The organism is Novosphingobium panipatense, assembly GCF_900182875.1.
GTDB lineage: Bacteria > Pseudomonadota > Alphaproteobacteria > Sphingomonadales > Sphingomonadaceae > Novosphingobium > Novosphingobium panipatense.
The window spans coordinates 170,020-183,424 of the sequence record NZ_FXUI01000001.1 but is presented as its reverse complement, the minus strand read 5'-3'; the positions used below and the strand labels follow the sequence as shown (position 1 = coordinate 183,424).

At 65.0% G+C, this 13,405-nt stretch carries 10 protein-coding genes; 9 read left to right on the top strand and 1 reads right to left on the bottom strand.

Annotated elements, in window-relative coordinates; all coding sequences use genetic code 11:
* Nucleotides 1-195 precede the first annotated feature (195 nt).
* The 9 genes from QOL62_RS00850 to QOL62_RS00810 all read left to right on the top strand — a co-directional run bounded on the left by QOL62_RS00850 (nt 196) and on the right by QOL62_RS00810 (nt 11,586).
* Complete coding sequence (locus QOL62_RS00850) at nt 196-537, top strand: hypothetical protein (protein WP_283404834.1); 342 nt, start codon at nt 196-198, stop codon at nt 535-537.
* A gap of 354 nt (nt 538-891) precedes the next feature.
* Entirely contained in the window at nt 892-1,854 is a 963-nt protein-coding gene (gene mdh / locus QOL62_RS00845) for a malate dehydrogenase (protein WP_103728336.1), read from the top strand.
* A 127-nt stretch (nt 1,855-1,981) separates the two neighbouring features.
* Nucleotides 1,982-2,872 carry a succinate--CoA ligase subunit alpha gene (gene sucD / locus QOL62_RS00840; RefSeq protein WP_103728335.1) on the top strand — a complete coding sequence of 297 codons (891 nt, stop codon included), beginning with the start codon at nt 1,982-1,984 and terminating at the stop codon, nt 2,870-2,872.
* Between the two features lie 188 nt (nt 2,873-3,060).
* Nucleotides 3,061-5,910 carry a 2-oxoglutarate dehydrogenase E1 component gene (locus QOL62_RS00835; protein WP_283404833.1) on the top strand — a complete coding sequence of 950 codons (2,850 nt, stop codon included), beginning with the start codon at nt 3,061-3,063 and terminating at the stop codon, nt 5,908-5,910.
* 8 nt (nt 5,911-5,918) lie between these two features.
* Complete coding sequence (gene odhB, locus QOL62_RS00830) at nt 5,919-7,145, top strand: 2-oxoglutarate dehydrogenase complex dihydrolipoyllysine-residue succinyltransferase (RefSeq protein WP_103728333.1); 1,227 nt, start codon at nt 5,919-5,921, stop codon at nt 7,143-7,145.
* A 115-nt stretch (nt 7,146-7,260) separates the two neighbouring features.
* Nucleotides 7,261-8,658 carry a dihydrolipoyl dehydrogenase gene (gene lpdA, locus QOL62_RS00825; RefSeq protein ID WP_103728332.1) on the top strand — a complete coding sequence of 466 codons (1,398 nt, stop codon included), beginning with the start codon at nt 7,261-7,263 and terminating at the stop codon, nt 8,656-8,658.
* A gap of 154 nt (nt 8,659-8,812) precedes the next feature.
* Nucleotides 8,813-10,282, top strand: a complete 1,470-nt coding sequence (locus QOL62_RS00820) for a DUF4403 family protein (RefSeq protein ID WP_283404832.1) — start codon at nt 8,813-8,815, stop codon at nt 10,280-10,282.
* Nucleotides 10,283-10,396: 114 nt separating this feature from the next.
* On the top strand, nt 10,397-10,822 hold the full coding sequence (locus QOL62_RS00815; protein WP_283404831.1) for a hypothetical protein: 426 nt from the start codon (nt 10,397-10,399) through the stop codon (nt 10,820-10,822).
* A 20-nt stretch (nt 10,823-10,842) separates the two neighbouring features.
* Nucleotides 10,843-11,586, top strand: coding sequence for a TorF family putative porin (locus tag QOL62_RS00810; protein ID WP_283404830.1), 744 nt, complete (start codon nt 10,843-10,845; stop codon nt 11,584-11,586).
* Between the two features lie 71 nt (nt 11,587-11,657).
* Here the strand turns inward: QOL62_RS00810 and QOL62_RS00805 are convergent, their stop codons facing one another.
* Nucleotides 11,658-13,373 (bottom strand): dipeptidyl-peptidase 3 family protein, encoded by a 1,716-nt coding sequence (locus tag QOL62_RS00805; RefSeq protein ID WP_283404829.1) that lies wholly within the window; start codon nt 13,371-13,373, stop codon nt 11,658-11,660.
* Nucleotides 13,374-13,405: the final 32 nt, after the last annotated feature.

Sequence of the window (13,405 nt, the reverse complement as noted above, 5' to 3'; positions counted from 1 at the left end):
GCAGCAATGTCCGCAAAGGGCCGCTAGCTGACGTTCGCATTTGTCCACGCGGCGTTGGAAGAAGCGGCGGGCCGTGGCTTTCACGGCCCGAGATGCCCGTGGCAGGATTTCGTAAACCATACTTTCTCACGATAGCTTAGCCCTGCCGCGTGACAATGTGCACACAACGTCGCAGCCACAGAGGGGCACCTTCTCATGACCATCCGCTTTGCCGCCGCCCTTAACGGAACGGTGCCGGCCGTCTGCGGTGTCATCTGCAAGGACGCGCCGCTCGGCGCTGCCAACGACAATGCGGTGCTCTCGCCGCGCATCCTGCGCACGCTTGCCTGCGAAGACACCTCGGGAGAGGACGCGCGCCTTGCCGAAGCGCTCATGCACTTCGCCCGCCATGGCCTTTCCGCAGCACGGCGTGCGGCGGAAGAGGCCAAGGTTGCCGGCGCTTCCCGGCAGCCGAGAGAGCGGGCGCGGTGGCTGGACATCTGCGGCCGCTTCGACCCCCGCCTCGCCGCCGCGACCGGCGCCCGTCTCGTCATCTGAAGCCCGCTGCGGATCGATCGCTTTACCTGCATCAGGATATCCCGGGTCAGCCCCTTGCCGAGTCGCGGGTGGAATGTTCGATAGGGGCCATCGCAGCGGGTCGAACCGTTGCCGCGCGTTGCTGAAACATGAACAAACACGGCCTTTTTCGCCGCATTCGCACGCCTAATGCAATTGCGAACTATTATCACACAAAAGTTCCGGGCTCATCGGAGAAAGAGGCCTTTGGCGGTTGCAATGCCCTGCCAAGGGGCGTAGGGCCGCCTTCGCAACCCGGCACCTGCCGTTCGCGGGATTAAGAGCAGGCCGCCTTGAAGTCCGGAAATCCCGCCTTGGGAAGGACACTGACGGATCATGGCTCGTAAGAAGATTGCCCTTATCGGCGCCGGCAACATCGGCGGCACGCTGGCGCACCTCGCGGCGCAGAAGGAACTGGGCGATATCGTCCTGTTCGACATCGCCGAGGGCGTTCCCCAGGGCAAGGCTCTTGACCTGTCGCAGTGCGGCCCGGTCGAAGGCTTCGACGCCAGCATCACCGGCACCAACGACTACGCTGACATCGCGGGCGCCGATGTGGTCATCGTCACCGCCGGTGTTCCCCGCAAGCCGGGCATGAGCCGCGACGATCTCCTGGGCATCAACCTCAAGGTCATGAAGGCCGTCGGCGAAGGCCTCAAGCAGTATGCTCCGGACGCCTTCGTGATCTGCATCACCAACCCGCTCGACGCGATGGTCTGGGCGCTGCGCGAATTCTCGGGCCTGCCGCACAACAAGGTCGTCGGCATGGCCGGCGTGCTGGACTCGGCTCGCTTCTCGACTTTCCTGGCCTGGGAATTCGGCGTCTCGGTCCGCGACGTGAACACCTTCGTGCTCGGCGGCCACGGCGACACCATGGTGCCGGTCGTGCAGTACTCGACCGTCAACGGCATCCCAGTTCCGGACCTCATCAAGATGGGCCTCTCCACCCAGGAGAAGATCGACGCCATCGTGCAGCGCACCCGTTCGGGCGGCGGCGAGATCGTCGGCCTGCTCAAGACCGGCTCGGCGTTCTACGCTCCGGCAGCCTCGGCGATCGCCATGGCCGAAGCCTATCTCAACGACCAGAAGCGCATCCTGCCCGTCGCGGCTTATGTCGACGGCCAGTACGGCGTTGACGGCCTCTATGTCGGCGTCCCCGCCATGATCGGCGCCGAGGGCATCGAGAAGGTCATCGAGATCGAACTCGACGCAGAAGCCAAGGCCAACCTCCAGGTCTCGGTCGACGCGGTCAAGGAACTGCTGGTCGCCTGCAAGGGCATCGACAACACGCTGGCCTGAGGCCACAGACACACACTGCCCTCGCGCCGCCGGCCCCGCACCCGGGCCGGCAGCGCGAGGGCCTCACAGTTTCTTGGAACCTCCCCGGCCTCACCGGCTGCTTCCATGATCAGGAACAGGAAAACCGATGTCGATCCTCGTTAACAAGAACACCAAGGTCATCACTCAGGGCATGACCGGCGCCACGGGCAGCTTCCACACCCAGGCCGCCCTCGACTACGGCACGCAGATGGTCGCGGGCGTGACCCCGGGCAAGGGCGGCACCGAGCACCTCGGCCTGCCGCAGTTCAACTCGGTCCACGAAGCCAAGGCCGCCACCGGCGCCACCGCATCGTGCGTCTACGTGCCGCCGTTCGGCGCCGCCGACGCCATCCTCGAAGCGATCGACGCCGAGATGGAACTCATCATCTGCATCACCGAGGGCATTCCCGTTCTCGACATGGTGCCGGTGAAGCGCGCGCTCGTCGGCTCCAAGTCGCGCCTGATCGGCCCCAACTGCCCCGGCGTGCTGACCCCCAACGAATGCAAGATCGGCATCATGCCGGGCAACATTTTCTCCAAGGGTTCGGTCGGCGTCGTGTCGCGCTCGGGCACGCTCACCTATGAAGCCGTGTTCCAGACCACCGCGGCAGGCCTCGGTCAGACCACCGCGGTCGGCATCGGCGGCGACCCCGTCAACGGCACCAACTTCATCGACGTCCTCGAACTGTTCCTCGCTGACGAGGAAACCAAGTCGATCATCATGATCGGTGAAATCGGCGGTTCAGCGGAAGAAGAAGCGGCCCAGTTCCTCAAGGACGAAGCCAAGCGCGGCCGTCGCAAGCCGATGGCGGGCTTCATCGCCGGCCGTACGGCGCCTCCGGGCCGCCGCATGGGCCATGCGGGCGCGATCGTTTCGGGCGGCCAGGGCGGCGCCGAGGACAAGATCGCAGCGATGGAAGAGGCCGGCATCAAGGTGTCGTCCAGCCCCTCGCTGCTGGGCGAGACGCTGGTGGAAGCCATCAAGGCTTACGCCTGATTTAAGGCGCAACCGGGCGGTACGGCAGGAACCCTGCCGCCCGGGAGCGCTTACCAAGACGCGCACGGGGCATTCGGTCCCGGCGTGAGTACCCGAGCGGACTAACGGCTCTCCTGCTGGACCCGTCAGCCGCCAAACCGAGACGCCGGACGATTTTTGCTGTCCGGGCGTGGCGATAGGTGTTTCCTATGGGCGACGAGAGTTTTGATTTCACCCCCGACATGGGACTCGACGAGCCCCAGGCCGGACCGAGCTGGCAGCGCGGCAGCTGGCCGCTCGTCGGCGGCGAGGCCGAGGACGACTGGACCCAGGGCCTCGATCCCACTGTCCTGAAGGCCGAGATCAAGAAGGCGGCGGACAAGGGCGGCGTCAAGGTCGACCAGGCCCGCATAGACGAAGCGGCGGCCGATGCAATCCGGGCGATGATGCTGATCCGCACCTATCGTGTGCGCGGTCATCTCGCGGCGGACCTCGACCCGCTCGGCCTGAACCAGCGCAAGCTGCCCGCCGATCTCACGCCCGATTACCACGGCTTCGTCGGAGCGGCCCAGGACCGCAAGGTCTACGTCGGCGGTGCCCTCGGCCTGGAATGGACCACCGTCCGCGAACTCGTGCAGATCCTGCGCGCGAACTACTGCGGCAAGGTCGGCCTCGAGTACATGCACATCGCCGACACGGAGGAGCGCCGTTTCCTCCAGGAGCGCATGGAAGGCGCCGACAAGGAGATCGAGTTCACGCCGGAAGGCAAGAAAGCGATCCTGCAGGCCGTCGTGCGCGGTGAGCAGTACGAAAAGTTCCTCGGCAAGAAGTACGTCGGCACGAAGCGCTTCGGCCTGGATGGCGGCGAATCGATGATTCCGGCGCTTGAAGCCGTCATCAAATACGGCGGCCAGCTCGGCGTGAAGGAAATCGTTTACGGCATGGCCCACCGCGGCCGCCTGAACGTCCTCGCGAACGTGATGGCGAAGCCGTACAAGGTCATTTTCCACGAATTCTCGGGCGGCACCGCCAACCCGGAGGACGTTGGCGGGTCGGGTGACGTGAAGTACCACCTCGGCACCTCGACCGACCGCGACTTCGACGGCACGAAGGTTCACATGAGCCTGATGCCGAACCCGTCGCACCTCGAAACGGTCGACCCGGTCGTTCTCGGCAAGGTGCGCGCCTACCAGACCATCGCGGACGATATCGGCGACGACATCGGCCCCGGCGCCAAGCACAAGCAGGTGCTGCCGGTCCTCATCCACGGTGACGCGGCCTTCGCGGGCCAGGGCATCATCTGGGAGTGCTTCGGCCTCTCGGGCGTGAAGGGCTACAACACCGGCGGCTGCGTCCACTTCATCATCAACAACCAGATCGGCTTCACGACGAGTCCGCAGTTCGCGCGCAACTCGCCGTATCCCTCAGACGTCGCCAAGGGCGTCCAGGCGCCGATCCTCCACGTCAACGGCGATGATCCGGCGGCGGTGACCTTCGCCTGCAAGCTGGCGATCGACTACCGCCAGACCTTCGGCCGCGACATCGTGATCGACATGTGGTGCTACCGCCGCTTCGGCCACAACGAAGGCGACGAGCCAGGCTTCACCCAGCCGTTGATGTACCAGAAGATCCGCCAGCACCCGCCGGTCAGCAAGATCTACGGCGAGCGTCTCCTCAGGGAAGGCGTCATCGACGCGAACTTCCTGCCGGAAACCGAGGCGGCCTTCACGGCGCACCTCGAGGAGCAGTTCGAGGCGGCCAAGACCTACAAGTCGAACCAGGCCGACTGGTTCGGTGGCCAGTGGAGCGGCTTCCACAAGCCGGCCGATCCGGAAACCGCGCGTCGCAACGTCGACACGCGGGTCGAGCCCAAGCTGTTCGAAAGCCTGGGTCGCACCCTGACGACCGTTCCCGAGGGCTTCACCGTCCACAAGACGCTCGCCCGCGTGCTCGCCGCCAAGGAAGAGATGTTCAAGAGCGGCGAAGGCTTCGACTGGGCGACGGCGGAAGCCCTCGCCTTCGGCAGCCTTGTCACCGAAGGCTATGGCGTTCGTCTCTCCGGCCAGGACTGCGGTCGCGGCACGTTTTCGCAGCGCCATGCGGTGTGGACGGACCAGACGAACGAGAACAAGTACGTCGCGCTTTCGACGCTGCCGCACGGCCGCTTTGAAGTGCTGGATTCGACACTGTCGGAATACGGCGTGCTCGGCTTCGAGTACGGCTTCGCCAGCGCCGATCCCAAAACGCTCGTCCTCTGGGAAGCGCAGTTCGGTGACTTCGCCAACGGCGCGCAGATCATCATCGACCAGTACGTCGCCTCGGCCGAATCCAAGTGGCTGCGCGCGAACGGCCTCGTCATGCTGCTGCCGCACGGGTACGAAGGCCAGGGGCCGGAGCATTCGTCGGCGCGCCTGGAGCGTTACCTGCAGCTCTGCGCGCAGGACAACATCCAGGTCTGCAACATCACCAGCCCCGCGAACTACTTCCACGTTCTGCGCCGCCAGATGCGCCGTCCGTTCCGCAAGCCGCTGATCATCATGACTCCCAAGTCGCTGCTCCGCCACCCGCTGGCGAAGTCGAGCGCGAAGGAGTTCCTGGAAGGCGACTTCAAGCGCATCCTCTCCGACCCGAACGGCTCGGCGGACGAAGCGACGAAGAAGGTCATCCTGTGCTCGGGTAAGGTCTTCTATGATCTTCTCGAAGCGCGCGATGCCGCCGAGATCACCGACACCCAGATCATCCGTCTCGAACAGCTCTATCCCTTCCCGGGCGAACCGCTGACCGAGCGTCTCTCGAAGATGCCCAATCTGGAGGAGATCGTCTGGTGCCAGGAAGAGCCGAAGAACAACGGTTCATGGTTCTTCGTTGACCCGCTGATCGAGGAAGCCGCCAAGGCGGCAGGGGTTTCCGCCCCGCGTCCCCGCTACGCCGGTCGCGCCGCGTCGGCTTCGCCGGCCACCGGCCTCGCCAAGCGCCACACCGCCGAACAGGCGGCGCTGGTTGCCGATGCGCTGCATCTTTCCGTTCGTTCCGAACTCCGTCGCAAGCAGAAGGCTTGAGATACATCATGTCCACCGAAGTCAAGGTCCCCACGCTCGGCGAATCCGTCTCCGAAGCCACCATCGGCCAGTGGCTGAAGCAGCCGGGCGAAGCCGTCGCCGCTGACGAGCCCATTGCCAGCCTCGAAACCGACAAGGTCGCGATCGACGTCATGGCGCCTCACGCAGGCGTGATGGGCCAGCACATCGCCAAGGAAGGCGACACCGTCACCGTTGGCGCGCTCATCGCCACGATCGAGGAAGGCGCAGGCGCACCGGCTGCGAAGCCTGCCGCAGCCCCCGCCGCCACCCCGGCGCCCGCTGCGGCCGTAGCCCCTGCCGCCGCTCCGGCCGCCGATGAGGCTTCGGCCGGTTCGTCGGTCCTGTCGCCGGCCGTGCGCCGCGCGATCCTTGAGCACGGCATCGATCCGGCGACCATCAAGGGCACTGGCAAGGACGGCCGCATCACCAAGGACGACGTCCTCGAAGCGGCCAAGAACAAGCCGGCGTCCGCGCCCGCCACGTCGGCACCGGCGGCGGCCGCCGCTCCGGCTGCCCGCAACGAGGAACGCGTCAAGATGACGCGCCTGCGCCAGACGATCGCCAAGCGCCTCAAGTCCGCGCAGGACAACGCGGCGCTTCTCACCACCTTCAACGACGTCGACATGTCGGCGGTCATCGAGGCGCGCGAGAAGTACAAGGACGTGTTCCAGAAGAAGCACGGCATCAAGCTGGGCTTCATGTCCTTCTTCGCCAAGGCGTCGGTCCTCGCGCTCAAGGACATCCCGGCGGTCAACGCGCAGATCGACGGCGACGAGATCGTCTACCACGATTACGTCGACATCTCGATCGCCGTCTCGGCGCCGAACGGCCTTGTCGTTCCCGTCGTGAAGGACTGCGACAAGCTCGGCTTCGCGGGCATCGAGAAGGCGATCGCGGGCTTCGGCAAGAAGGCCAAGGAAGGCACGCTCACCATGGAAGACATGAAGGGCGGCACCTTCACGATCTCCAACGGCGGCGTGTTCGGCGGCCTGATGTCGACCCCGATCATCAACCCGCCGCAGTCGGCCGTGCTGGGCCTCCACCGCATCGAGGACCGCCCGGTCGTCCGCAACGGCGAGATCGTCATCCGCCCGATGATGTACATCGCCCTGTCCTACGACCACCGCATCATCGACGGTCGCGAGGCGGTCACTGCCCTCAAGACCATCAAGGAAGCGATCGAGGATCCCACGCGTCTCCTGATCGACCTCTGAGATGAACGCCCCGCCCGCCTCGAATTCAGGTCGGGCGGGGTTTTCACTTGTGCTGAAACGCTTAACTACCGCTCGTACCAGTTTGTGAAATCCACGAGCGTGAGGAGGCCAAGAAATGGCTGATTACGACTACGACGTCCTTGTCATCGGTGGCGGCCCCGGCGGCTATGTCGCGGCGATCCGCGCGGCACAGCTGGGCCTGAAGACGGCCTGCGCCGAAGGGCGTGAGACGCTGGGCGGAACCTGCCTCAATGTCGGGTGCATCCCCTCGAAGGCGCTGCTGCACGCTTCGGAATACTTCGAAGCGGCCAAGGGCGGCGCAATGGCCGCGATGGGCATCAAGGTCACTCCCGAACTTGACCTGCCCACCATGCAGGGCCAGCGCCTTGACGCGATCAAGGGCCTTACCGGCGGCATCGAGTTCCTGTTCAAGAAGAACAAGGTCGATTGGCTGAAGGGTTACGCCCAGTTCAAGGACGCGCACAGCGTCGAAGTCGCGGGCAAGACCGTGACGGCCAAGAACATCGTCATCGCCACCGGCTCGTCGGTCACGCCCCTGCCCGGCGTTGAGATCGACAACGAAGGCGGTGTCGTCGTGGACTCGACCGGCGCGCTGGAACTGGCTTCGGTGCCGAAGAAGATGGTCGTCATCGGCGGCGGTGTGATCGGGCTGGAACTCGGTTCGGTGTGGCGTCGCCTCGGCGCGGAAGTCACCATCGTCGAATTCCTCGACCAGCTGCTTCCGGGCATGGACATGGACGTTCGCAAGGAAGCGTCCAAGATCTTCAAGAAGCAGGGCATGACCCTCAAGCTCGGCACCAAGGTCACCGGCGTGACCGTTGAAGGCAAGAGCGCGAAGGTCACCGTCGAGCCGGCCAAGGGCGGCGAAGCGGAAGTGATCGAGGCGGACGTGGTCCTCGTTTCCATTGGCCGCCGTCCCAATACCGAGGGTCTCGGCCTCGCCAACATCGGCCTTGAACTGAACCAGCGCGGCCAGATCGAAACAGACCACGACTTCGCCACCAAGGTGGACGGCGTCTGGGCCATCGGCGACGTGATCCCCGGCCCGATGCTCGCCCACAAGGCCGAGGACGAAGGTATCGCCGTGGCCGAGAACATCGCAGGGCTGACCGGCATCGTGAACCACGACGTCATCCCGGGCGTGGTCTACACCCAGCCCGAGATCGCGGGCGTCGGCCTGACCGAGGAAGCCGCCAAGGAACGCGGCGCGGTGAAGGTCGGCAAGTTCCCGATGCTGGCGAACTCTCGCGCGAAGACCAACCACGAGCCTGACGGCTTCGTTAAGGTGATCGCCGATGCCGAGACCGACCGCGTGCTGGGCGTGTGGTGCATTGCATCGGTTGCCGGCACGATGATCGCGCAGGCGGCGCAGGCTATGGAATTCGGCGCGACCAGTGAAGACATCGCCTACACCTGCCACGCGCACCCGACGCACTCGGAAGCGATCAAGGAAGCGGCAATGGCTGTCACCGGCAAGCCGATCCACATGTGATCGGATCTCGGATCTGACTTCGAGAGGCCGGTGCGAAAGCGCCGGCCTTTTCGTTTATGCGCGGATCCTGCAGCGCTGCCTGGCCAGAGGAGCAGGAACCACAAACCCCCTCGCGGATTTCATCGCGACACGGTTTGGGGCACTTTTTCCGCAAATGAACTATCCGCGCATCGGTCTGATCGCCCTCGCCGGCACGCTTGCGCTGGCTGCCTGCAACCGCCACCGGAACGAGCCGCCCCCCCGCGCCCACGACGCAATCACGGTGGATTCACAGGCTTCCCTTATCACCGTTCCCGTGACGGCGGACCTCGGCAGCCTTGCCGCCGCCCTCGAACGCCAGATCCCGCGCACCTTGTGGACCATCGACAAGCCTGGGCAGACGTGCGTACCATCGAAGCGCGTGGACATTGGCATAGCCACGCTCAAGACCCCAAAGCTGAAGTGCCGGATCGTGGGCGAAGTCACGCGCGGCGCGCTGACTTTCGCGGGCAAAGGCAAGGAAATTCGCGTCGCCATGCCTTTGCACGCGGTGGTGCGCGCTGAAGACATTGGCGGCGTCCTGAAGCGCGAGACGGCAACAGCGGACGCCATGGCCCATGCCGTGATCCGTATCCGCCTCGCGCAGGACTGGGCGCCGCAGGGAACGGTGGACATCCGCTATGACTGGACCAACGCACCGCACCTCACGTTTCTGGGACAGCGTATCGACCTGCGCGAACAGGCCGAAAGCCAGCTTGCCCCCGTCATTGCGCGCCTGGAACGCGAACTGCCCGGCGAACTGGGCAAGCTCCAAGTGCGCCGCCAGGTGGAGAACGCCTGGCAGTCCGCCTTCACGACGCTGTCGCTGAACCGCCGAAACCCGCCGGTATGGCTGCGGGTGAAGCCGACGGAGTTGCAGTACGGCGGCTACGAACTCGACGGCACGCGCATGCGGCTGCGCCTCGGCCTGAAAGCCGTTACCGAAACCTTCGTAGGGCATCGACCGAAGGACCCTGCCCCCACTCCGCTGCCGGCCATGACGCCCCTCGAGGCAGAGGCGGGGAGGCTGGCGTTCTTCATCCCCGTCATTGCCGATTACTGCGAGCTTGAGCCGGTGCTGATGAAAGCCTTGCACAAGCGCTCGGCGCGCCCCTTCGCTGTACCCGGCGTCGGGCCTGTTCGTGCAAAGTTCCACAAGGCAACGATCTACGGGACCGAGGGCGGGCGCATCGCCGTGGGCGTAACCTTCACGGCTCGCGATGATGCCGGGCGGATCGGACCCACGACGGGAACGGTGTGGATGACAGGCAAGCCGGTCAATGCGGACAATTCGCGCCGCGTCCGGTTTGAGGAATTCGAAGTGAGCGGCACGACGGACATGAGAGGCGGCGACCTTATCCTGCGCCTTGCCAACACGCCGGTGCTCGACGCGACGATTGCCGATGCTCTCGCGCAGAACTTCGAAAAGGACTACGCCGAACTGCTGGGCAAGATCGACCGGGCCATAGAGGCCAAGCGCGAAGGCACGATCCTCATCCACGCCGAGATCACCCGCACACGCACGGGGCGCATCAAGGCTGCGGGGCAAGGCCTCTATCTTCCGGTCTGGGCGGACGGCGAAGCATCCATCACCGTCGCACCGTGAAGTCAAATATCCTCACGCCTGCGCAACAAGCGGGAAGCAATTGGCGCCTACCTCCCCATTGCACAAGAAATGTGCACAGCTGCTTAGTTTTTAGGCATCCTAGTGGGAGACATCATGAGCCTTCTCGTTCTTGCGGCCATGTCGGCAGCCGCAGCCGCCGCACCGGTCCATACTGTCAATCTCGAACACCGGGGCAGCACGTACACCGTCGATTACCGGTCCAGGGTCGAAACCTCCACCCGCAGCATCGGCATCTCGCCGCCCACCCGGCCAAGCTCGCAGCGCTGCGTCATGACCGCGACCGTATCGGTCGAGCGTGCAATCACCGATGGTGGCCATGAACTCACGGCCAAGCTCCCGGGCAAGGAAACCTACACCCGCCAGCTGCCCGGCAGCTGCAGCGGCCGCGACGCGCAGCTTGCAAAGCTGGTCGAGGACAAGAGCGATGCTATCAACGCGCATCTCGCGCAGCTTGCGGCGAAGGACCGGTCGCATGCAATCGCCGCCATCGATGCCGCTCATCACTTTGCATCCAACTGACAAGGCGCTAGACGCCTGGGATGCGATACATCTGTTGTCTGGCCGCTGCCTTGTGCGGCGGCCTCATCACGGCTGACGCCCGAGCCCAGTCGGCCCCGGCCTCCGCTTCCATCGAGTTCGAAACCGATCACCGCGAGCGTGGGCTGAGCTGGAGCGACGGCAAGGCCGCCTTCGGCCTCGAGGCGTCACTTCCCGTCACGTACGATCTCGCGCTTGATCTCGACGCAGTGACCCTCCGCGACAGCGCGCGCCATGGCGGCGCCGACGTGGGCCTCACCATCGCCCCGCGTTACACCCTGCGCACGGGGGGGTGGGACATGTCGGCGGGTGTCCGTGGCAACGTCTTCATCGGCCGGTCCGGGACCAGCTACGTCGAGTTGACCGGCGACGTCGCGCGCACGCTCGGCCCCGCACAGTTCGTCGTCGGTGCGGCCTTCGCACCCGCGCAGGACGCTATCGGCGGCAGCAACCTCTATATCGACGCGCAGCTCTCCGCGAGCTTGCCGGGAACGCCGGTCACCCTCTACGGCGGCATCGGCCACACCAGCGGCTCATCACGCAATGACCCTCGCGTGGCGCGCCTGCGTCCGGGCGGAGACTACCTCGACCATCACCTGGGTGCCGAGTATACCGCCGCCAACCTCGCTGCGGGCGTACGCTATTCGGGCACTTCCATCGGCGCCGACGAGGTCGATAGCCTGTCGCCCTGGACGGATCGCCACACGGGCTCCCGCGTCATGGCCTACCTGCGCTTCACCCCCTGACGCAAAAGCCCTTCTTCACCGGCTGAAGAAGGGCTTTCTCTTTCGCGCAGGCGGCGATGGGCCGGTGGCGCTCAGATGGCGTCGGGGTAGACGGGCCGGATATCCACCGGCAGGCTGGCCATGGCAGCGATCGCCGCTTCGGCCTCACCATCGAGCTTCGCCCAGCGCGCCATGAAGGCCTTGGTCCCCTCGTAGTCGCCGGTGGCTTGCAGCATGAGGATGTCGTGCAGCAGGGCCTTCAGCCCCGCTTCCATCCTGGCGTCGTCGATGACGTATCGGCGTGCGGCCACATCATAGGTAAAAGCGCCCTTGTCCCGCAGGTAAGCATATTGCAGCGCCGCGCCCTTGCCATGGGCTTCCACGGCACCGAACCGGACGGCGCGGAAGATGCCCGTAAAGTAGGTTGCGAAGAGCTGCGGACGCTGGGCGATCGGCAGTTCGCCCTTGTTCATCATCAGCAGGATGTTCCAGACCCCGGCGACGTCGGCCTTCGCCTCTTCGAGGGCGGAGTTCTGCTCTTTCAGCGCCTTGTCCACCGTGGTCTTCTCACCGTTGACGGTGATCGAACCCGGCCCGAGGCTGTGAGAAAGCTCATGGAACAGCGTCTCGTACTGCATGTAATCCTTGACCACGAGCCGGGCCTGATCGGGCTTCAGGACAAGCGCGGCCATCGGCTGCAGGATACGGTCGAACTTCGCCCCCAGCACATTGGAGAGGATCACCTTCTTGGCGCCCTTGGCCTCGCGCACACGTTCGTCGTTCGGCAGGTTGAACGCGATCGTCTGCGAACCGGGCACGTTGTCCCCGCCGCCACGGACCTGCTCGGCCACGGCAATCGGGCTCTCGAAGCCGCGCTGGAAGTTCTTGTAGGCGTCCGCGATCGGAAGGTTCGCTTCCATGTCCCGCAGGTAGTTCTTGTACTTGGCGAGAGCGGCCGACTCCTGCGGGTCCTTCAGGGTGACGAAGCTCTCGAAAGCGGTCTTGGCCCCCATCAGCCGATCGGTGTAGACCTCGTAAGGTCCAATCGCGACTTCGATCGGCGTGCCGGACAGGTCCATCCAGGCCAGTTCGCTTTCATAGTAATCGTCCGTGAGGAAGGCCTTCGCTCGCAGGATGAGGAAGCGCTTCAGGCTCGGATTGCTCGTACGCGCCGCAGCCTGTTCGAGCAGCCTGGCGGCGGGCTCCAGCCACTGCCGGTACGCCACCGAATACGGCACAGCCACGAGCTTTGCGCCATCCCGGCGAACCACCGTGTAAGGGTTCAGCAGTGCCGCCTTCTGGTGCGGGTTCGCGGCGATGTAGGCGTCCAGTTCCTGCCGCGTCATGTCTTCGGGATAGAAGCCCGCGCCTTCCGGCATCGGCATCGTTCCCCAGAACGGATGCAGGTCCGCCATTTCGTCCCACGGCCCGAAGTTACGGGCGAACATCTCCACCAGAAGGTCCCGATCGGAACGCCGGTTCATCGATACGGCGCGCTGGACCTGCGGATTGCGTTCGTAGCGCTGGCGAAGGTAGATCTCGCTCATCAGGTCCGATGCCTTGATCAGCAGATTCACGACCTCCCGCTCCTCTGCGTTCAGGAAGGTGGTGTCGACCTCCATGGGGATGGTGGCGAGCTTTTCCTTCTGCGCGGCAAGATCGTAATCGACTCCAGCGGTCACAGGCAGGCTCTGCGCCAGGGGCGGCGTCGGTGAAGGGCCGGATGCCACGTCTGCGGAAGAGGTGGCGGTACAGCCGGCGCTCGCCAGCAACAGAGCGGCAGGGGAAAGGCGCTTTAGGATGAGCATCAAGGACGTCCGTTGTGTTCTGCTATGCCTCC